We start from the raw sequence: 19,941 nt of genomic DNA on the forward strand, positions 1-19,941 counted from the left end.
GTCAGTGGACCGTGACCTGGCCGAGCGCCGGTTTCTGTTCCTGAGCCTGATGCTGTGGCGCGTAGACCTGGGTGAAACGCACGGGCGGCAGGTTGAATTGGCCTTTTTGCGAGAAGCGCACCAGATGCCGCAGGCGCAGTTCACCGCTCAATGCATCAATCGGAATCGCGTAGGCCATTTGCCCCGGCTCGAAACGCGCCTTCTCCAGCGCGGAGGGCTCGGTACCCGCCTTGCCCATGAGCTTGATGCCCCACGTGGTGCGCTCAACATCGGCGCCCGGCGGCAGGGGCACTTCGAGCATGCCGTAACGCAGCGGCTTCCCGGCTTTGCTGGTGAGGATGACTTCGTCCAGATACAGGCTGTCGCTGGACAACGGTTGGTTACCGACGGCTTCCAGCTTGAAGTTGAAGGCCTCATCTCCAGGCACCAGTCGGGACAGGCGACGGGTGATGGTCACGGCCATCGGATCGACTGGCGGTTGTTGGGTCCGGTAGCTCAAGGCCGCCCGCAATGGACGCTCTTGCGTCCCGGACAACGTCAGCACCGCAGGCACTGAAGAGGCGCCCTGCCACGTCCAGTACAGTTCACCGGTAGCGCCGTGCTCCTTCTTCCAGCCTTCACCCGGTGCCAGTGCAATCGTGGGCGATGCCTGCTCGATGCTACGCTGCAGCCAGGTCAGCGCCAGGGCACGTTCCAGCGTCGATTGCTGTGGCAGCAAGCGTTGCAACAACGCTTGAGCGTGTGCCTGATCGAAGGGTTGCAGCGACAGGTTCAAGGCTTCGGCGAACGGCTGTGAACTGACCGCCAGGCGCTGTTGTGCATCCGGCAGTTGTCGACTGAAGGCGTCCGGTAAAGCAACCTTCGACTGCCTGGCCAACGAGGCCGTCAATGAACGCGCCGCCGCCAGGCCGAGCGCCGAATCCGGATCGCTCATGACGAGGCTGTCGTCACCGTCCTCCAGCAGATTGGCGGCGTTGCCCTCGCCCGCTTTCGCCAGGTCATCCATCAGGCCACTGAGCAACGTGTTGACCGGCAATTGCATCTGTTTGGCGAAGGACAGAATCAGCGCCCGTTGCAACAGCGGCGTGTTTTTCGCCTGCTTCGCATACACCTCCAGCACGCGCTGCCAATGCTCCGGCGGCAGACTGAGCTCCAGCACTTGGCTGGCGTGCCAGTCAGCGTAATAGGCGTAGGCGGTCAGGAAGGCATCCGGCTCGCCGTCCATGCCCCACCAGGTGAAACTCGCGGAAGGTCCGGCCATTTGCACAAGGCGCAGACGGCTGTTTTGCATGATCAGACGCAAGCGATCGCGAATCTGCGGGTTCGACGCCAAGGTCGGATAGGCGATGCTCAGCGGCAGCAAACGACTGGCCGTCTGCTCGACGCCACCGTACGGATAGCTCAACAGATCATCGAGGGCCGCGCGGAACAGCGCTTGCGGACTGTCATCCAGACGCAGGCGAATATCACTGGCGTCTGCCGGCAACGTCAGGGGCGTATCACCGCTGGCCACTTCCAGACTTTGGCTCTGTGTCACCTGCCAGCCATCACCGGTCGCGCTCAGGTGCACGGTCAGGGCGTCGGCGATTTTGCCGTCCTGCACCAGCTCGGCGGTCCACTCGCCACGGGTCAGCGCGAATGCCGGCAGCGCGATGTAGTTGATGCCGTTGTTCAGCGTCACGGGGACACGTTGATCAGTGCCGCCGTAATGAATCACCAGCTCAGCCTTGACCGGTTTCTCAGCCTGGCTGAAGGCGAATACACCGAGATCCGGCTTGTCGCCGTTGCGGAAATTCGTCGGGCCGCTCCACTTCAGGTACAGCGGTTTTTCCGAGCGCACGAACTGTTTCTTCTGGCCGACCTGGCCGTCATCGGCAATCGCCCGCGCGGTGATGCGCCAGCGGGTCAGCGAGTCCGGCATCGTGAACGTAAAGCGGGTTTTGCCGTTGGCATCGGTCACCAGTTCCGGCTGCCACGCCGCGGTGTCGACATCTTCGCGACGCGGCCGCTCAAGCACTTTTACGCCACGCTCGCTACGATTGGCTTTGCCCGGTGCACCTGGGCTGCCCGGCAACGCCACGTCATAGCTGATGAAGGACAGGCTGGCGCTGGTGCGCACGTTATTTCTGCGCGGGTGATAGAAGAACTGGTCGATGGTTGGCGCGACTTCCGGTTGCAGCGCGTAGACCATTTCGTCGACCACGCTCACTGTCAGGTGAGCTGGAACCGCTTTGCCGGCGAACTGCGTGGTCAGGTCCACGGTCACGGTGTCGCCCGGCTGATACGCCTCTTTATCCGTGGCGATGGCAACATCGATTTGTGGCGCAACCACCTTGATGCCCGCGTTCTGGAAGCTGTACTGACCACCCTTGGTGTACAGCACCGAGAAGGTCAGGTTGGGGGCGAAGTTATCTTTCACCGGGATGCGCGCGCGGTATTGGGTCTCGCTGAGTTTTTCCATCTTCAGCCAGTCGCCGCCCTTGGACAGCAGCGCCGTGGCCTCGACCTTGTCGCGCTCCAGCGACAGCAGCGCATCGCTGACCGGCTCAGGGAAGGTGATCAGTGCCAAGGCTTCATCGCCGGCCTTGTACTCGGGTTTATCGAGAACGATTTCCACGGTGCCGGGCACGGCTTTCACGCCCTCGCCGGTGACCGAATGCCCGGTGGCGCCGACGACGCGGCCGTGATCATCTTTCAACGTGAGGTTGTAAGTGCCCGGACGATCGAAGGCCAATGTGAAGCCTTTGTCCGTCGTGGCGAGTTTGCCTTCACCCGTAGACTGATCCTCCAGTCGTACCCAGCCGTAGCTGCCCGGCGTAACGGCTTTGCCTGACTCGCTGCCGCCTTCGTTGATGTAGCTGAAAGCCACCTTGTCGCCCACCGCACTGAAGCGTTGCGGCGCGCTCAAGCGGAAACTCGCGGCGCCACGGTCGATGAGGATTTCCTTGGTGGTCTTGACCCGATACGCCGCGCCATCACTGGCGAACACGGTGAGCATGTAGCGGCTGGGTTTCTCGGCAGCGGGCAGGTCGAGGGTCGCGTTGCCCTTGGCGTCGGTGGTCAATTCGGTGCTGGTCAGCTCTACCGGAAACTGTCCGAGGTATTGCAGTTCGTTGTCGACCATCGACAGTTGCTGGGCGCGCAGGCTCAGGTTCAACCTGGCATTCGCCACAGGTTTGCCGTCCGGGTACAGCAGCACCAGGCTGCCTTTCACCGGCTCGCCCGTGCGGTAATCCTGTTTGGCCAGGTTCAGCGAGATTTCGAAGTGCGGCTTGATGTACTCAGCGACGCGAAAGGCGCTGCTGTATACCTGATCCTTGTAGCTGAAACGCAGTTCATAGCCGCCGGCCACTGCGTTGTCCGGCAACTGGAAACGCCCTTGGGTTCCAGCCTTGGAATCAAGCTTCAAGGCCAGTGATTGCAAGGCGGTGCCGGTGGCATCGAGCACGGTCACGTTGACGTCGGCGGCGGTCGGCAGCACCGAATCCCGGGCATTCTTGAACTCGCGCCCGACGATTTTCAGCGACACCCAATCTCCCGGTCGATACAGCGGTCGGTCGGTAAACGCGTAGAGCTTGGTGTCGTAGATTTCGCTGTCGTAATAGAAGTTCTCGGAGACGAACACCCCGCCCTCTTCGTCTTCGCCGATGACGAATGAGCGTTCAGGGCTGACGTGTTTCAAGCGGAGCAAACCATCATTATCGGTAGCGCCGCTGCTCATGACGCCCAAGCCATCAGTCCACAGCACATTGACCTTGGGCACAGAGCTGCCTTCGTGTTTGCGTGCTGCCCACACCACCAATTCATCACCGGCAATTTTGCTCACGGCCACGGTGTTGGAGACGAACACCATGGTGGTCGCACGGTATTTGCCGATCAGCGCTTCCACCAGGTACAGCCCCGGTTTCAGGTTGCCCAACGGGATGTAGACGTTACCCGGCGCAACGCTGACGAACTCGCTGGAAGAACCGGCCAGGTTCACACCGGCCGGCGGCTGGATAGGTTTGGCTTCCCACAATGGATAGCGGAATTGACTGACGACCGGCAGGCCCGGGATCAACGCGAATTGCGGCTGAGCATCGTAGGGGGTCGGCGCGGCGATGGCGGTGCCCATTTTCAGTTCCGGCACTTCCTCGGTGACGTGTTGGCGCGACTCGTAGGAGAACGCTCGCTGCATCACGCGCCGGGATTTGCGGTACCAGTTGTCCCACAGGTACGCGAGGGTGTTCGACAGGCCTTCGCCCTTGAACTGGCCATCGCTGACCACGCGGTGCAGGTTCTTCTGGCGTTTGAGGAAATCCAGCGGCTTATCAATCCGATACACCCGGATATCCGCCCCACCGTAGGGCTCCATGCGGAAGCGTCGATAGTCGCGACCCGGCGCTTCGAGGCGCACCATGGCCTGCTCATCGCTGGCGAAACTGCTGTCGGCCAGCAGGAAAAAACTTTCACCGGCCACCGGCGTGTAGCCACTTGGCTCGACGGTGTCTTCGGCGTGAACCGCCGCAAAAGGCAGTACCAGAACCAACAGCAAAGGCAGAAAACGCAGCATGCGGGCACCGATCATTGGGAGAGAAAATTCAGTCGATAGACGCCGATGAAGTTGGGGTTGGCTGCGTCGGGTATCCATCGGGTGTCCTTCCATGTCATGAGTTGCTGCAGGCTCGCGGAGCGCATGCCGTTGTCAGTCGGGGTGGTGGTGCCGGTGTGATAGGCAATGTTGCGGCCCATCCAGATCATCAAGTGCTGGTCGTCACCCTGGTCAAAAAACAACAGGTCGCCAGGCCTTGCCTGGGCAACGTCGCGACCGACCAGGTGGCTGTTGAACTGGATCAGCTTGATCGCATTGACGTACGGCCCGGTCTTGCCGCCGCCTTGCTGCCATTGCTGGGCCAGACTGCGTTGCGCCTCGCTCAATTGCAGTTCGGGCGGCAGGTAGCGATTGGACAAGCCGTTGCTGCGCAGCCATTTGTCGTCATGGACTTTCAGCGCTTCATTGGCGGCAAAGCGCACGAGTCCGGCGCAGTCCTGCTGATACCAGCGCGGGCTCGGGCCCTGGGTCAGTTGCTCTTGAGCGATGCGTACGAACCAGGCGCGAAATACCTGAGATTGCTGCACATCGAGCGGCGGCGCCTCAAGGGCGAATACCCGACTGCCCAGCAACATCGCCAGCAGGCCAAGGCCTCGGATGAGTGCGGTCACAGGGCTTTCCATTCAAGCGGCAGCCATTGCCAGTGGCCATCGGGTTCGCTGCCCTCGGGCAAGGTCAGGGCATATTTGCCGTACCCGCCGAGCGTGCGCAGTTTCGGAATCAGGTAGGTTTGCGCGGCGTTGTAGAACACCGGCTCCATGTCCTGCGGCAGGCTGTCGAGGGTTTCCTGTTGCATCAGCTGCGCCATGGAATCCGGACCGAAGTAGACCGGCATCAGCAGGTCTTTCGGCACCACATCGGCCATCGGCGGGAAGCGCTTGTCGAGGGTGCCAAGGGCTTTGTCCACGAGCTTGTCGTCGAGGGAAAACAGCAGGGTCGAACCGTGACGGGCCAGGCTGACTTTCATGAAGGCCTTGCCGGAAATCGCCTCCGGATTCTCAGCCTCCTTGGCTTTGTAGGGACCGAAGTTGGAGCTGACCTGACGCTGCCACTGATGAACTGGGCCGTTCTGTGTCTCGACCACCGGGAACGCGTGTTCTTCGACATTGGGCTCATAGGCTCCGACCATCGAACCGAACAGGTTACCGAGGTCGCCGTCGAGTTTGGCGCTGTCATCGTCGTCGAGGCTGGCGACCAGCAGCGGCGTGTACAGCCGCGAATCGGCGTACCAGCAAAGGCCGGCAGCGCCCGCCATGTGTTCGGTCAGCGCCTGGGCCACTTTATCGTCGGCCCCCAGCTTCACCAGCAACGGTTTCTGCTGCTCGGCCGCGAGCGGCAACGTCACGCAAGCACTCGCGCCCATGGGCATGGCTTGCCAGATCGGTTTGAAATCGAAGTCCGGCTGGTTGTCCAGTTCGTCCATTGCCAGGAAGCTGTGCCATCCCTTGTCGTCCATGTCGAAACGCAGGCCGGCGAAGTTCGGGATGAAGCGTTGATACCCCATGGCCAATACACTGAAATTGACCGACAGACGCTGTTTCACCTCCGGCGCGCGGGGTTGCAGACCAAAGGCTTCCGGGAACAGTTTTTCGCCATTGAGCAATGCGGCGATGGCCTTGATTGAAACGCTGCCGGGTTCTTCCGTCGCGCCGTTTTCAGGGTCATACAGTTTGGCCGGATTGGACAGCACCACCAGTTTGTCGCCATGGGAGGCAAACAACAGGGCCTTGCCAGCGTTGTAGGTGAGTTGGTAGAGCGGCACGTCGTCAGCACCGACTTTCACGTCGCTGAGCCTGGTCAACTGTGAGTCATCCAGCGCCACTTTCGCCAACGGCTCCAGCACCTTGGCCAGGCCTCCGCGATCCATCACCAGCAGGAAGTCTTTCAGGCGACCGTCCGCCCCGCGCCACAGCGCTACGTCTGCCGGCTGATCGAAAAGCTGTTCGATCAGGCTGTCCTGCAACTTCAGGTCGTGCTCGTAAATGATCCGCCGCAGACTGCCGATCAAACCGAGCCGATCTGCATGGGTCTCGTAATAGAAGACGAAATCTTCGGTCAGGGTTTCCTTGAGGAAAGGCACCGCCAGCAGGTCTTTGGGCAATTGGCTCAGGGAATGGGTTTCCAGCAGCCCGTCCGGCCGGCTCATGCCCAGCTTGTCACTGGCCAACTGCGCCACCGGCGCCTTGGGTTTGTGCATGAACCAGCCGAGCCCGGCCGCCACACCCGCCACCAGGCACAGCCCGACCAGCAGCGCCGGCCAGCGACGGGGAGTGGGGGCCGGCGGGGTAACAGTGTTATCGCTCATGTTCACGCTCATTGTTCACAAAGCACAATTCACCCGGGGTGCGGGAGGCTTAATAGTTGAAAGTCTTGACCAGCAGCAGGTCGCCTATCGCGCGTAACGGCACGATGAAGGTTTCGCGTTTTTCGTCGACGGTGTTTTCGTTGAGCACCAGGTTGATTTGCGAGGTGATCACTTCGTTCTGGTTGCTGGCCTCATCGAAGTTATAGCCTTCGCCGCCAAAGTTGCCCCAATAGTTCACGTAAACCAGATAAGTGCCATGCATCGGCGCGGTCATGGTGAACATTTCCGGACCGGGGCCATCGACGCCATCCGGGTCCAGGCCGCCACCGTTGGTCAACGCCGTATGGGCGAAAAACGCGTGCTGTCCGTCAGGGGTAATGATGTGCAGATCAAGTTCTGCCTTGGGATCGTCCCAACCCAGCACCACGCGAATACGCGCAGGGGTACGCAGGTTGTTGGCTTCATAGAATTGAACGCGCTTGAGTGACTGGCCTTCGGCACTGCGCACTTCGACGCTGTTGGACCCTGCGCCGAACGCATAAGGCCGGGCAAAACGCCCTTGATCGTCGGTGTACAGGTTCAGCGGATTGCCGTTGACCGCCAGCGTGTGCGGCCCACGCTGAGTGCCGATCGCCTTGAGCTGCCCCTCGATCATCGTGCGATTGCGCTGCACGCCCCGGTCAATAGGCGGCGTCGGGTAGGCAACTTGCGGGTATTCACTGCGATCGAGCAGGCCGTTATAGCGCCAGCCGCCCACCGGCTCGGACAACCCGGCCGTCGGCTCGGCGCTGGCGGAGGTCGCGCCGACCCAGGCGATCAGCAGTAAAAGAAAGGAACGCATGTAACGCCTCCTGCCATGCACAACGAAACCTTGCGCCTGATCCTCGGCGCGTAACAGATAAAAACTGTGTTTCGTCAGAGTGACCCGTGACTGACGGGTCGTTATTGGGTGGAGGTTAGCGATGTGATGGTTTTTTAACAATCGGATGCCTGTTGATTTGCGGCGCGGGTCACGCTCGTGACTGGACGATGAGCCGATTAGGCGTCATATTCGGCTCACCGCATGAGCCGAATAATTTTGTATTCGGCTCATCTCCTTAAGAGAAGCGACCCCATGGCACCTCAATGGATCTGGCAGCAGCCTGACTGGCCGAATTTCAACTGGAAAGCTGAACACCTGTCGCCTTTGCTGCGTGAGTGTATTCAGGCCCAAGGACGGTTAATGGGTATGTCCAGCTCGGTGGGCAGTTCGCTGAGCGCGCAAAGCGAGCTGGATGCGTTGCTGCAGAACATCGTTACGTCATCCGCCATTGAAGGTGAACAGCTGAATGTCGGCTCGGTGCGATCGTCCCTGGCGCGGCGATTGGGGCTGGAGCAGATCGAGGGTGATCGTGTCAGCCAACGCAGCGAAGGGCTGGCGCAGCTGATGCTCGACGCCACGCAGAGCTTTGCGGAACACCTGACAATGGAGCGCTTGCTGAAATGGCATGGGTGGCTCTTTACGGACCAGCCTATCGAATTTGCGCCGCGCAGGATCCGTGTTGGTACGTTACGCGGTGATGAACCGATGCAAGTCGTGTCCGGACGACTCGACCGACCGACTATTCACTTCGAAGCACCGCCCCGTCTGGGACTGGAGCTGCAGCTCGATACCTTTCTGAATTGGTTTGAAGTCAGTCGAACCCAGACGGACCTCGATCCGTTGCTGCGAGCCGGCATCGCGCATTTTTGGTTCGTGACGTTGCATCCCTTCGACGACGGCAATGGCCGACTGACGCGAACCCTCACTGACCTGGCATTAGCACAGGGCGAAGCCCAAGCCATTCGTTTTTACGCCATGTCAGCGAGCATCCTTGAAGATCGCTCCGGCTATTACCGCGTACTGGAAAACAGTCAGAAAGCCACATCGGACATCACCGAGTGGCTGGAGTGGTTTCTACAGACCCTGCTGCGTAGCCTGCAGCAGGCCATCGCCCGAATCGAATCGGTGCTGGCCAAATCGCACTTCTGGCAGGCGCATCGGGAGTCCGGGCTGTCGGCCGAGCAGATCAAGGTACTGAACCGCTTGCTGGATGGTGGGGAGCGAGGTTTCGAGGATAGAATCAGCGCAGCTCAATATCAGGCTGTTTCGAAGGTGTCCAAAGCGACTGCAACTCGCCATCTCACCGACTTACTGGAGAGGGGTTATTTGAAACGGCTCCCGGGTGGCGGGCGCAATACTCGATACAAGATAAATTATCCCGATGATGTTTGAGCGACAGACAGCCTGTGGCGAGAGGGCTCGCTCCCGCTCGGCTGCGCAGCAGGCGTAAATTTATTACTGCGGTATTCCTGAGAAAGTCAGTTGGATGGTTTTGGGGCCGCTACGCGACCCAGCGGGAGTAAACGCCCTCGCCACAGGGTTGTTTTCAGCGCGGGACGGAGGCTCAAACTCCCCTGCTCATTTGCCCATAACCCCCATGTCTGCTAGTGTCGCGCCGGTTTAACGTCAACCGGAATTAGCCGCCATGGCCCGCAAAAAAGCTGCACTGGATTTCGAACAATCCCTCGCTGACCTGCAAACGCTGGTAGAGCGACTGGAGAACGGCGAGTTGTCGCTGGAAGACTCGCTGACGGCTTTCGAGCAAGGCATCGGTCTGACCCGCGATTGCCAGGCAGCGCTGGCCCAGGCTGAACAAAAGGTTCAAGTGCTGCTCGAGCGCGATGGCGAGCTCGCCGAGGAACCCTTCGACGCGGAACAACCAGAATGATTGCAGCGTATTCGGCGACCAGCCAGGCTCGGGTCAACGCAGCACTGGAACTCCTGTTCAACGCGCCGAGCCCTGAGCTTGCACGCCTTTACGAAGCGATGCGCTACAGCGTGATGAATGGCGGCAAACGCGTTCGCCCGCTGCTGGCCTATGCCGCGTGCGAAGCATTGGGCGGTCCGGCAGAACAAGCCAATGGCGCAGCCTGTGCGGTCGAACTGATTCACGCTTATTCCCTGGTTCACGACGATTTGCCGGCCATGGACGACGACGATCTGCGTCGTGGCCAGCCGACGACCCACAAAAAATTCGACGAAGCGTGCGCGATCCTTGCCGGTGACGGTTTGCAGAGCCTGGCCTTCAGCGCCCTGCTCGACCCGCGTTTGAGCACGCTCGATGCCGAGATCCGCCTGCAAATGGTCAGCGCCCTGGCATTGGCAGCCGGTCCCGAGGGCATGGTCGGCGGGCAAGCCATTGACCTCGGTTCGGTAGGCCTGAAGCTCGATCAGAAGGCCCTCGAATATATGCATCGGCACAAAACCGGGGCATTGATCGAGGCCAGCGTCAAACTCGGCGCCCTGGCCAGCGGCCGTGCCGAGAAGAGCGAACTGAAGTCCTTGCAGACTTATGCACAGGCCATTGGCCTGGCTTTTCAGGTTCAGGACGACATTCTCGACGTCGAAAGCGATACCGAAACCCTGGGCAAACGCCAGGGAGCGGACATCGCCCGCGACAAGCCGACCTACCCGGCCCTGCTGGGCCTCGATGCAGCCAAGGCCTACGCCCTGGAATTGCGCGATCAGGCGCTGCACGCACTGCGACCGTTTGACGCGGATGCAGAGCCGTTACGCGACCTGGCGCGCTATATCGTCGAGCGGCGCAGCTGAAGGCGTATCCACCAAGTTAAAACCAACGCGTGGGCAGGGGGCGATGCATCAGGTAAACTGCCGCATCTTTTATACCTATAACGATTCGCCTGATGCCCACGACGTTTCATGAGATTCCCCGCAAGCGCCCGACCACGCCCCTGCTCGACCGTGCCAACACGCCGGACGGCCTGCGCCGGTTAGGCGAAGCCGAGCTGGAAACCCTGGCTGATGAGTTGCGCCTGGAATTGCTCTATACGGTCGGTCAGACCGGCGGGCATTTCGGTGCCGGCCTGGGTGTCATCGAGCTGACTATCGCGTTGCATTACGTTTTCGACACCCCGGATGACCGGCTGGTGTGGGACGTGGGTCATCAGGCTTATCCGCACAAAATCCTCACCGGCCGTCGCGAGCGCATGGGCACCCTGCGCCAGAAGGACGGCGTCGCTGCTTTCCCGCGTCGTTCCGAGAGCGAGTACGACACCTTTGGCGTCGGCCATTCAAGCACCTCGATCAGCGCAGCGCTGGGCATGGCCATTGCCGCCCGCCTGCAGAACAGTGATCGCAAGGCGATCGCCGTGATCGGCGACGGCGCGTTGACCGCGGGTATGGCGTTCGAGGCGCTGAACCATGCGCCGGAAGTGAACGCCGACATGCTGGTGATCCTCAACGACAACGACATGTCGATCTCGCGCAATGTCGGCGGACTGTCGAACTACCTGGCGAAAATCCTTTCCAGCCGCACCTACGCCAGCATGCGCGAGGGCAGCAAAAAGGTCCTGTCGCGCCTGCCGGGCGCCTGGGAAATCGCCCGCCGTACAGAAGAATATGCCAAAGGCATGCTGGTTCCCGGCACGCTGTTCGAAGAACTGGGCTGGAACTACATCGGCCCGATCGATGGCCACGACCTGCCGACCCTGATCGCCACCCTGCGCAACATGCGCGATCTGAAAGGCCCGCAGTTTCTGCACGTCGTCACCAAAAAAGGCAAAGGCTTCGCCCCGGCGGAAGTCGATCCGATTGGTTACCACGCCATCACCAAACTCGAACCCGTCGATGCCCCGGCCGCTGCGCCGAAGAAAGCCGGCGGACCAAAGTACTCAGGCGTGTTTGGTGAATGGCTGTGCGACATGGCCGCTGCCGATCCGCGTCTGGTCGGCATCACACCGGCCATGAAGGAAGGTTCCGACCTGGTGGCGTTCAGCGAACGCTTCCCGCTGCGCTATTTCGATGTGGCGATTGCCGAACAACACGCCGTGACCCTGGCCGCCGGCATGGCGTGCGAAGGCGCCAAGCCCGTCGTGGCGATCTACTCGACGTTCCTGCAACGGGGCTACGACCAGCTGATTCATGACGTCGCGGTGCAAAACCTCGACGTATTGTTCGCCATCGACCGTGCCGGTCTGGTGGGCGAAGACGGTCCGACCCATGCGGGCAGTTTCGATCTGTCGTTCCTGCGTTGCATCCCCGGCATGCTGGTCATGACCCCGAGCGACGAGAACGAGCTGCGCAAGATGCTCAGCACCGGCCACCTGTACAACGGTCCGGCAGCCGTGCGTTATCCGCGCGGCAACGGTCCGAATGCCACCATCGAAAAAGACCTCGAACCGATTGAAATCGGCAAAGGCATTGTTCGCCGTCAGGGCAGTAAAGTCGCCTTGCTGGTGTTCGGCGTCCAACTGGCCGAAGCGTTGAAAGTTGCCGAGACCCTGGACGCCACCGTGGTCGACATGCGTTTCGTCAAGCCACTGGATGAAGCGCTGGTCCGCGAGATCGCCGGCAGTCACGAACTGCTGGTGACCATCGAAGAGAACGCGATCATGGGCGGCGCCGGTGGTGCGGTCAGCGAATTCCTGGCGCGCGAGAATATCCTCAAGTCGATGCTGCACCTGGGCTTGCCGGACATCTACGTCGAGCACGCGAAGCCGGCGCAGATGCTGGCTGAGTGTGGGCTGGATGAGGCCGGGATCGAGGCTTCGGTGCGTCAGCGCCTGGCGCTGCTGAACATCTGAATCTCTGGATACATGCAACACCCTGTGGGAGCGAGCCTGCTCGCGATGGCGGACTGTCAGTCGACTCAAATGTTGACTGACGCACCGTCATCGCAAGCAGGCTCGCTCCCACATTTGATTTGCGCGCATCGAAAAATACCAACGGATTACCTATGAAACTTTCCCGCCTCGCTCTGACGCTGACGCTGCTGCCGGCCGGTCAACTCTTGGCCGATACCTTCGAACGCGACCAGGCCCTTAAACTGCCTGATGTGCTGATCAGCGCCAATCGCCAGGTCGAGGCCCGTAACGACAGCAGCGCCGCCAACACCGTGTTCACCCGCGAAGACATCGACCGCCTGCAACCGAACAGCGTCACGGACTTGCTGCGTCGCGTGCCGGGTGTGCAAGTCGGGCAAACCGGCGGGCGCGGCAGCCTGCCGGGGATTTACCTTCGCGGCACCAAATCGGCGCAGAGCCTCGTACTGGTGGACGGCCAACGCATCGGCAACTCGACCTCCGGCGACAGTAACCTGCAGCACATCAACATCGAACAGGTAGAGCGCGTGGAAGTACTGCGCGGCTCCCGCTCGGTGATTTATGGCAGCGATGCGATTGGCGGGGTGATTCAGATTTTCACCCGCCGGGGCACCGAACCAGGCCTGCAACCGCGCCTGCACATTGGTTTTGGCAGCAACCAGACCTGGGAGCGCAGCCTCGGAGTATCCGGTGGCGATGAAAAAACCCGCTTCAATCTTGGGGCCAGCCTCGATGAAACGGCCGGGATCAATCGCACCCACGAGTCGTATCCCAGCGATGGTGATCACGATGAGTACCGCAATAAATCGGTCAGTTTGAGCCTGAGTCACGCCCTCACCGATGACATCGAAATTGGCGCCAACGTGCTGGATAACCGTGGAAAAAGTGAGTTCGACAATCCGTTCGGCCGCTTCGACTTGGACACGTTCGAGTCAGTCCAGCAGCAGCCCTACAGCGATTTTGCCGTGAGCAGCATTAGCAGCTACGTGGACGCTCGGGTTAATGACCTGTGGAAAACCCGCATCGAGCTCGGCCACAGCGAAAACCGCGAAAAGACCCTCGATAAACTCAGCGATGAGCGCAGCGTGTTCAACACCTACCGTGATTCGGTGAACTGGCAGAACGACCTGACGCTCGACGATCGCAACAGCCTGATCCTTGGCGGCGACTGGTACGAAGACCGCATCAACAGCAGCACGCCGTTCGACGAAGACAGTCGCTGGAACCGCGCGGCGTTTATCCAGCATCGCTATCAGGCGGACAGTTTCTCGACGGAACTGGGACTGCGCCGCGACCAGAACCAGCAATTCGGCGGCCAGAACAGCTGGAGCGGCACGCTCACCCTGCCGCTGAACCCGGACAACGATGTGCTGTTGACCTACAGCGAAGGCTTCCGCGCGCCGACCTTCAACGACCTGTATTACCCGGATTTCAGCAACCCCGATCTCAAGCCGGAAACCTCGAAGAGTTACGAACTGCAATGGCGTAGTCAGTTGACCGAGACCAGTCGCCTGGAAGCTTCGTTGTATCGCACGGACCTTGAAGACGCGATTATTTTCGGCAGCAACTCACGACCGCAAAACGTCGCCTCGGCACGCATCAACGGTTTAGAGGCGGCATTAAAGCAGGAATTGTTCGGCTGGCAGAGCAACCTGGGTGTGGCGATCATCGACCCTCGGGACCGCGACAGTGGACACACCCTCGCACGTCGGGCGCGGCGCACCTTGAGCCTGGATCTGGATCGGCAGTTTGATCGGCTGGGTCTTGGCGCGAGCTGGCAGGCGGTGAGCAGCAGCTATGACGATGAAAACAACCTGCAGCCGCTGGGAGGATATGCGTTGGTAGGGTTGCGCAGCAGTTGGGCGTTGAATCGCGAGATCCAGCTGGAGCTGAAGGTGGATAACCTGCTGGACAAGGGGTACAGCCGTGCGCTGTACAGCTATGACGGCAGTCAGTATGGGTATCACGAGGAAGGTCGGGCGTGGATGTTTGGGGTGACCTGGACGCCGGAAATATAAAGAATGGCGCAGTCACCTGTGGTGAGGGAGCTTGCTCCCGCTCGGCTGCGCAGCAGACGCAAAACCGGCAAATGCGGTTTAACAGGAAAATTGAGTAGTCAGATATTGGGGCTGCTTCGCAGCCCAACGGGGATAAATCCCCTCGCCACAGGTTACCGATGTGGCTGAATTAGTTGGCACAGCTTCGCTGTCGCTTCAATCATCTGGCCGCTCGGTCGCTCCAGGCCTTTGTCCGTGACGAGCAGCAACTGCCCGTGCGCCACCGCGGCTACCTGAGGCCAGGCTTTCCACACATCGAGTTGCGCCTGATCACTGGCCAGGATCACGTCGGGATTTCGCTGCAGGACCGCCTCTACGCTGACCTGAGGTGCAGGTAGCGCCAGGTCGGCAAACACATTGCGTGCCCCGCACACTTGCAGCGCATCGCTGATGACCTGCCCGCCACCGACCGTATACAGCGGCCGATCCCAGACCTGATAAAACACTTTTAACGGCTCATCCCGCTGGTAGCGCTGACGCAAGGAATCCAGTCGTTGGCGCAGCTTCGCCGCCAATACCACGCCCCGTTCGGGTCGCCCGAGTTGTGTGGCAATCGCCTCGATCTGCCGAGTGAGTTGCTCCAGGTTATGGGGTTCGGCTACGTAGGTGGGGATATTCAACCGCGCAAGCTGTTCACGTTGCGCCGGGCCGACGCTACCGGGCCACAGCAGCAGCAAGTCAGGTTTCAGACTGAGCAGGCGCTCCATGTCCAACTGGCCGTAGCGACCTACGGAAGCAAGGTTATTGATCTCGACTGGACGCTCGCCGGCATCCAGAACGCCCACCAGCAGGTCGGCCGAATGCAGTTCAACGACGATTTCCGTGAGGGATGGGGCAAGGCTGACAACCCGCTCTACCGCGATAGCTGAGCCACTGACGGCCAGCAACACAACTGCCAGCCAATGGCGCAGCATCAGCCTAGTTGACGCGGAATACGGTAAAGGTAGAACAGCACCATCGTCGACAGCGCCAGCAACATCAGCGGCACGGCTTCCAGACCGACGAAAACCGCCAGGGCACCGATCCAGGCGGGCAACGATGCAGCCAGGAACGCCACACGACGCTTGGCGGCCAATGCAATCCAGGCGGCGGGCTCTTCAGGCGTATCCAGGGCTTTCTGGGTGGCGATCAGCCCGTGCTTGTAGCCACCAAAAAATTTCAGGCTGACAAACATCGAGGCAACACCGGCAATGAACATCGGCATTGCCAGCACCGGCAGGATCGCCTCGCTTTGACCGAAGACGCCGTTGATCACGAACAGTGGCAACAAGGCCAGCGCCAGGTATTGCCACCAGTTGACGGACAGTCGCCGCCGGACCTGACCGCGCGTCACGCCCGACCCACCTCGCCCTGATGCTCGTTGCCCATCATGTGGTCGAGCTTGCTGGCCTTGGTAGCCAGGTAAAGTTTGTTGTGCGGGTTGTGCCCGGTGTGCAGCGGCACGCGCTCGGCGACCACGATGCCCATGTCGGTCAAGGCTTTGACCTTGCGTGGGTTGTTTGTCATCAGTCGCAGGGACTTCACGCCCAGATGCTCAAGCATCGGCAGGCACATGGCGTAATCACGCTGGTCGGCGGCAAAGCCCAGGCGTTCGTTGGCTTCAACAGTATCGGCACCGCCGTCTTGCAACTCGTAGGCGCGGATCTTGTTCAGCAGACCAATACCACGGCCTTCCTGACGCAAGTAGAGCAATACGCCACGGCCTTCACGGGCGATGGCTTGCAACGCCGCCTCAAGCTGCGAACCGCAGTCGCAACGCTGGCTGAACAAGGCATCGCCCGTCAGGCATTCAGAGTGCAGCCGGCCGAGTACCGGGGCACCATCGTCGAATTCACCCAGACTCAGCACGACGTGCTCGCGGCCGTTTTCCTCATCGAGAAAGCCGTGCATGGTGAATTGCGCAAAAGGCGTTGGCAGCTTGGAAGCGGCGACAAAAACGACAGGCACCGGTGTGCTCCTGATCTAAAGGTACTGGAGATTCGCAGACGCGGCATTGTAACAGCAGGTTCCAGCAGACGCTTAGGCTGAATTATGGGGCATAACAATCAAAATGTTCGATCTCACTCGCCCAACACCTATACAGCACAACCGAACGCCAGCTGCTACAGGTACGGGTTAATTCGAGTTGAATGGATAGGGTTGTTTCCAGCGTTCGAAGATCGGTCTCAGCTGGCCGCTATTGACCAGCAGTTCCATGCGTCGATCGAACAGCGCCATCAAGGAGCGCGCCTGAGGTGTATTGGCGAAACAGAGGTAAAGCGGCAATTCCGCGATATGTGTCCGGCGGAACTGCGACGGATCCTTGGCCCGACTGACCACATAGTCCACCTCGGTCAGCGCGTCGATGTAGTAGTCCGCGCGGTCGTGGGTGAGCATCGACAGGATCCCGGTACGACGAATGACTTCGTTGTACCGATGCACGTTGGGCAGGTAAGCCTGGTATTGGTAACCCCGAACCCAGGCCAGCCGGTAATTGCCCAAGGTTTCCAGCGTCGGCGCCGGGTTACTCGCCAGCCCCAGGGCGTAGATGTGGTCGGTATCGTAATTCCAGCGTGGGTAAAGCAGGTCGCTCACTTCATCCCGATAACCGCCGACGCAAGCGTCCACTTCGCCGCGCTGTGCCAGGCCGATAGAGCGAGTGTAAGGTTCGGAGCGGATGTCCAGTTTGACGCCGGCGGGCTCGAAAACTTCACGCAACACGTCCCAGGCCAGGCCGTGGCCATCGGCGGAGGTGTACTCTTCCCATTCTTCGCTGGCCAGATGAATCACGGAGGGTGTCGGTGTTTCGCCCGCCTGAACCAGCGAGCAAAACAGTGCGAAAATAATCATCGCCAAACCGCGTCGAGCCATCCCTTGTCCCCCTGATCAGTCCCTCAAGCAAAAATCCACACCAGGCCTTGCATCCCCAGCCAGGCAAATACACCGGCCAATACATCGTCAAGCATGATCCCTACGCCACCGTGCACATGCCGGTCGATCCAGCGAATCGGCCATGGCTTGAGGATGTCGAAGAACCGGAACATCAGGAACCCCGCGAGCAACCAGTACCAGCCTTCGGGCACCAGCCACAGGGTGATCCACATGCCGACCATCTCGTCCCAGACGATACCTTCGTGGTCGTGTACCCGTAAATCGTCGGCCACCTTGCCGCACAGCCAAAAGCCGAACAGCATGGTGATGCCCAGCATCAGCCAGTAACCCCAGTCGGGCAGCATCTGCCATAGCGGGATAAAGGGTAGCGCGACCAACGACCCCCAGGTGCCCGGTGCTTTTGGCAGGGTGCCCGAGCCGAAGCCGAACGCCAGGAAATGCCATGGATTGCGCCAGACCGACGGCGGTACGAATTCCGCCGGGACCTGTTTGGGATGATCTGTCACGGTGTCTCCCGAAAATGTTGGTAGCCCCGGGTTTGCGGGGTGATGTCTTGTCCATCGGCATCCAGCAGCATGACGCCATGCCCCGTTACTACACGTCCGACCACATGGATGGGCCAGCCGTCGGCCAGCAATGCCGGCAACTCGACGGACGGTAACGTGAAAGCCAGCACATAATCGTCACCGCCGCTCAAGGCTGCGGCTTCGGCACCCGATTGGCCGAGGAAGGCGACCAGGGCTTTGGACAACGGCAACTTGTCCTTCACGACCTCAATGCCGACCTTTGACGCGAGGGCGATATGCCCGCAATCGGCCAGCAGGCCATCGGAGATATCCAGCGCCGACGTGGCCTTGCCCCGTAGCGCTTTGCCCAACTCAAGCTGCGGTTGTGGTGACCAGTAATGCGCCAGCAGCGGATCGGCAATGGCTGCCTCGGCCGTTCGCTGGCCAAGCACCAGCGGCAAGGCGCCTGCGGCATTGCCCAGCTCACCGCCGACGCACAACAAGTCACCCGGCTTCGCGCCACTGCGCACGTGAGCCCGGCCAGCTGGCACGCGACCCAATACGGTCACGGTCAGGCTCAGCGGTCCACGGGTCGTATCGCCGCCCACCAGCGCCACGCAGCAGCGTTGGGCCATGAGGTTCAAACCACGGGCATACGCATCCAGCCAATCGGCGGTTACCGTGGGCACAGTCAGGGCGAGGGTAAAGGCAACGGGCGTGGCGCCCATGGCAGCCAGATCGCTGACTGCGACGGCAAGCGAACGCTGGCCGAGTAGAAAAGGGTCGCAAGGATCTGCGAAATGCACACCGGCCACGAGGGTGTCGGTAGAAATGGCCAACTGCTCCCCAGGGGGAACAGCCAGCAAGGCGCAATCGTCGCCGATGCCGAGAGCAACGCCCTCGCCGCCTTGCGCACAGGGCGCGGCGGCGAAGAAATTGCGGATCAGCTCAAACTCGCCCATGGCTGCGTGCCGACAGTACAAGCGCCGATTAGCGCTTGTACGCCTTCACTTCAGCTTCACGCAGACGCGGAGCCAGCTTGTCCAGTACACCATTGACGAACTTGTGGCCGTCAGTGGAACCGAAGACTTTCGCCAGCTCGATACCTTCGTTGATCACAACGCGGTATGGCACATCGACGCGCTCGAGCAGCTCCCAGGTGGACAGGCGCAGGACGGCCAGCTCAACCGGGTCCAGCTCTTCGATCGTGATGTCCAGGCACGGCGCCAGTGCGGCGTCGATGCGGTCTCTCTGTGCCGGAACCCCGTGGAGGATTTCACGGAAGTAGGCACCGTCGACATCACTGAAATCGTTATCGACCCTGAACTGCGCTTCGATCTCGTTCAGCGATTGCCGGGCCATGTGCCATTGGTACAGCGCTTGAGTCGCGAGCTGACGGGCTTCGCGACGCTTGACGCTTTTCGATGGTTTACCAGCATCCGCAGGCTTTGGATCGCGCGGGTTGAAACGATCGCTTTCGTCGCTAATCACTTGGCCTCCAACTGCGCCAGCAGGCTGACCATTTCCAGAGCGGACAAGGCAGCTTCAGCACCTTTGTTACCGGCCTTGGTGCCGGAACGTTCGATGGCTTGTTCGATGGAGTCAACGGTCAGCACGCCGAAGGCAACCGGTACGCCAAACTCCATGGACACCTGGGCCAGGCCCTTGGTGCATTCGCCAGCCACGTATTCGAAGTGCGGAGTACCGCCACGAATGACTGCGCCCAGGGCGATAATTGCTGCATATTCGCCTTTCTGAGCAACTTTCTGCGCAACCAGCGGAATTTCGAAGGCGCCAGGTGCGCGGATGATGGTGATGTCGCTTTCGCTCACGCCATGGCGAACCAGGGCATCAACTGCACCGCTGACCAGACTTTCAACGACGAAGCTGTTGAAACGGCCTACTACCAAAGCGTAGCGGCCTTTAGGGGCGATGAAGGTACCTTCGATGGTCTTCAGGGTCATTCGT

17 protein-coding genes are annotated in these 19,941 nt (G+C 60.5%); 5 read left to right on the top strand and 12 right to left on the bottom strand.

Annotation, left to right across the window (positions count from 1 at the left end; all coding sequences use genetic code 11):
• Window position 1: 1 nt before the first annotated feature.
• Genes AC3ZVB_RS22990 through AC3ZVB_RS23005 form a run of 4 tightly spaced genes read right to left on the bottom strand, consistent with a single transcriptional unit; the run spans window position 2 to window position 7,737 of the window.
• Window positions 2-4,567: an alpha-2-macroglobulin family protein gene (locus AC3ZVB_RS22990; protein WP_490147841.1), complete on the bottom strand. Its 4,566-nt coding sequence runs from the start codon at window positions 4,565-4,567 to the stop codon at window positions 2-4.
• The gene (locus AC3ZVB_RS22995; protein WP_490147818.1) at window positions 4,564-5,214 is read right to left on the bottom strand and encodes a DUF1175 domain-containing protein; all 651 of its coding nucleotides are present in this window, start codon (window positions 5,212-5,214) and stop codon (window positions 4,564-4,566) included. The genes AC3ZVB_RS22990 and AC3ZVB_RS22995 overlap by 4 nt, the downstream gene beginning before the upstream one ends.
• Window positions 5,199-6,896 (bottom strand): DUF2138 domain-containing protein, encoded by a 1,698-nt coding sequence (locus AC3ZVB_RS23000; protein ID WP_490147819.1) that lies wholly within the window; start codon window positions 6,894-6,896, stop codon window positions 5,199-5,201. The genes AC3ZVB_RS22995 and AC3ZVB_RS23000 overlap by 16 nt, the downstream gene beginning before the upstream one ends.
• A gap of 49 nt (window positions 6,897-6,945) precedes the next feature.
• Complete coding sequence (locus tag AC3ZVB_RS23005; RefSeq protein WP_490147820.1) at window positions 6,946-7,737, bottom strand: YfaP family protein; 792 nt, start codon at window positions 7,735-7,737, stop codon at window positions 6,946-6,948.
• Between the two features lie 273 nt (window positions 7,738-8,010).
• Between AC3ZVB_RS23005 and AC3ZVB_RS23010 the strand changes: the two genes are divergently transcribed.
• The 5 genes from AC3ZVB_RS23010 (at window position 8,011) to AC3ZVB_RS23030 (ending at window position 14,557) form a co-directional block, all read left to right on the top strand.
• Complete coding sequence (locus AC3ZVB_RS23010) at window positions 8,011-9,150, top strand: Fic family protein (RefSeq protein ID WP_490147821.1); 1,140 nt, start codon at window positions 8,011-8,013, stop codon at window positions 9,148-9,150.
• A 253-nt stretch (window positions 9,151-9,403) separates the two neighbouring features.
• A complete protein-coding gene (locus AC3ZVB_RS23015; protein WP_003228627.1) occupies window positions 9,404-9,646 on the top strand; it encodes an exodeoxyribonuclease VII small subunit in 243 nt (80 codons plus the stop codon).
• Window positions 9,643-10,530 carry a (2E,6E)-farnesyl diphosphate synthase gene (gene ispA, locus AC3ZVB_RS23020; protein ID WP_162441034.1) on the top strand — a complete coding sequence of 296 codons (888 nt, stop codon included), beginning with the start codon at window positions 9,643-9,645 and terminating at the stop codon, window positions 10,528-10,530. Before AC3ZVB_RS23015 ends, ispA begins: the two co-directional genes overlap by 4 nt.
• Window positions 10,531-10,622: 92 nt before the next feature.
• Window positions 10,623-12,521, top strand: a complete 1,899-nt coding sequence (gene dxs / locus AC3ZVB_RS23025; RefSeq protein WP_162441033.1) for a 1-deoxy-D-xylulose-5-phosphate synthase — start codon at window positions 10,623-10,625, stop codon at window positions 12,519-12,521.
• Window positions 12,522-12,673: 152 nt separating this feature from the next.
• Window positions 12,674-14,557 carry a TonB-dependent receptor domain-containing protein gene (locus tag AC3ZVB_RS23030; RefSeq protein WP_490147822.1) on the top strand — a complete coding sequence of 628 codons (1,884 nt, stop codon included), beginning with the start codon at window positions 12,674-12,676 and terminating at the stop codon, window positions 14,555-14,557.
• 152 nt (window positions 14,558-14,709) lie between these two features.
• On the opposite strand, the gene AC3ZVB_RS23035 is transcribed toward AC3ZVB_RS23030, so the two are convergent.
• The 8 genes from AC3ZVB_RS23035 to ribH form a co-directional block, all read right to left on the bottom strand.
• Entirely contained in the window at window positions 14,710-15,510 is an 801-nt protein-coding gene (locus tag AC3ZVB_RS23035; protein ID WP_490147823.1) for a cobalamin-binding protein, read from the bottom strand.
• Window positions 15,510-15,929 (bottom strand): MFS transporter, encoded by a 420-nt coding sequence (locus AC3ZVB_RS23040; protein ID WP_162441030.1) that lies wholly within the window; start codon window positions 15,927-15,929, stop codon window positions 15,510-15,512. Before AC3ZVB_RS23040 ends, AC3ZVB_RS23035 begins: the two co-directional genes overlap by 1 nt.
• A complete protein-coding gene (gene ribA, locus AC3ZVB_RS23045) occupies window positions 15,926-16,543 on the bottom strand; it encodes a GTP cyclohydrolase II (protein ID WP_162441029.1) in 618 nt (205 codons plus the stop codon). Before ribA ends, AC3ZVB_RS23040 begins: the two co-directional genes overlap by 4 nt.
• A gap of 168 nt (window positions 16,544-16,711) precedes the next feature.
• Window positions 16,712-17,446, bottom strand: coding sequence for a substrate-binding periplasmic protein (locus AC3ZVB_RS23050; RefSeq protein WP_490147824.1), 735 nt, complete (start codon window positions 17,444-17,446; stop codon window positions 16,712-16,714).
• 23 nt (window positions 17,447-17,469) lie between these two features.
• Entirely contained in the window at window positions 17,470-17,973 is a 504-nt protein-coding gene (locus AC3ZVB_RS23055) for a phosphatidylglycerophosphatase A family protein (RefSeq protein ID WP_056743666.1), read from the bottom strand.
• Window positions 17,970-18,935: a thiamine-phosphate kinase gene (thiL, locus tag AC3ZVB_RS23060; protein ID WP_490147825.1), complete on the bottom strand. Its 966-nt coding sequence runs from the start codon at window positions 18,933-18,935 to the stop codon at window positions 17,970-17,972. The genes AC3ZVB_RS23055 and thiL overlap by 4 nt, the downstream gene beginning before the upstream one ends.
• Window positions 18,936-18,963: 28 nt before the next feature.
• Window positions 18,964-19,464, bottom strand: a complete 501-nt coding sequence (gene nusB, locus AC3ZVB_RS23065) for a transcription antitermination factor NusB (RefSeq protein WP_162438873.1) — start codon at window positions 19,462-19,464, stop codon at window positions 18,964-18,966.
• Complete coding sequence (ribH, locus tag AC3ZVB_RS23070; protein ID WP_003185938.1) at window positions 19,461-19,937, bottom strand: 6,7-dimethyl-8-ribityllumazine synthase; 477 nt, start codon at window positions 19,935-19,937, stop codon at window positions 19,461-19,463. Before ribH ends, nusB begins: the two co-directional genes overlap by 4 nt.
• Window positions 19,938-19,941: the final 4 nt, after the last annotated feature.

It is taken from the genome of Pseudomonas sp. MDV22-iso1 (genome assembly GCF_058145095.1).

Excerpts from the sequence above, each read along its gene's own strand:
- AC3ZVB_RS23005 (WP_490147820.1), bottom strand. The coding sequence starts at position 7,737 with ATGCGTTCCTTTCTTTTACTGCTGATCGCCTGGGTCGGCGCGACCTCC.
- AC3ZVB_RS23030 (WP_490147822.1), top strand. The coding sequence starts at position 12,674 with ATGAAACTTTCCCGCCTCGCTCTGACGCTGACGCTGCTGCCGGCCGGT.
- ispA (WP_162441034.1), top strand. The coding sequence starts at position 9,643 with ATGATTGCAGCGTATTCGGCGACCAGCCAGGCTCGGGTCAACGCAGCA.
- dxs (WP_162441033.1), top strand. The coding sequence starts at position 10,623 with ATGCCCACGACGTTTCATGAGATTCCCCGCAAGCGCCCGACCACGCCC.
- AC3ZVB_RS23000 (WP_490147819.1), bottom strand. The coding sequence starts at position 6,896 with ATGAGCGATAACACTGTTACCCCGCCGGCCCCCACTCCCCGTCGCTGG.
- AC3ZVB_RS23050 (WP_490147824.1), bottom strand. The coding sequence starts at position 17,446 with ATGGCTCGACGCGGTTTGGCGATGATTATTTTCGCACTGTTTTGCTCG.
- AC3ZVB_RS22990 (WP_490147841.1), bottom strand. The coding sequence starts at position 4,567 with ATGATCGGTGCCCGCATGCTGCGTTTTCTGCCTTTGCTGTTGGTTCTG.
- AC3ZVB_RS22995 (WP_490147818.1), bottom strand. The coding sequence starts at position 5,214 with ATGGAAAGCCCTGTGACCGCACTCATCCGAGGCCTTGGCCTGCTGGCG.
- AC3ZVB_RS23010 (WP_490147821.1), top strand. The coding sequence starts at position 8,011 with ATGGCACCTCAATGGATCTGGCAGCAGCCTGACTGGCCGAATTTCAAC.
- thiL (WP_490147825.1), bottom strand. The coding sequence starts at position 18,935 with ATGGGCGAGTTTGAGCTGATCCGCAATTTCTTCGCCGCCGCGCCCTGT.
- ribH (WP_003185938.1), bottom strand. The coding sequence starts at position 19,937 with ATGACCCTGAAGACCATCGAAGGTACCTTCATCGCCCCTAAAGGCCGC.
- AC3ZVB_RS23035 (WP_490147823.1), bottom strand. The coding sequence starts at position 15,510 with ATGCTGCGCCATTGGCTGGCAGTTGTGTTGCTGGCCGTCAGTGGCTCA.
- AC3ZVB_RS23015 (WP_003228627.1), top strand. The coding sequence starts at position 9,404 with ATGGCCCGCAAAAAAGCTGCACTGGATTTCGAACAATCCCTCGCTGAC.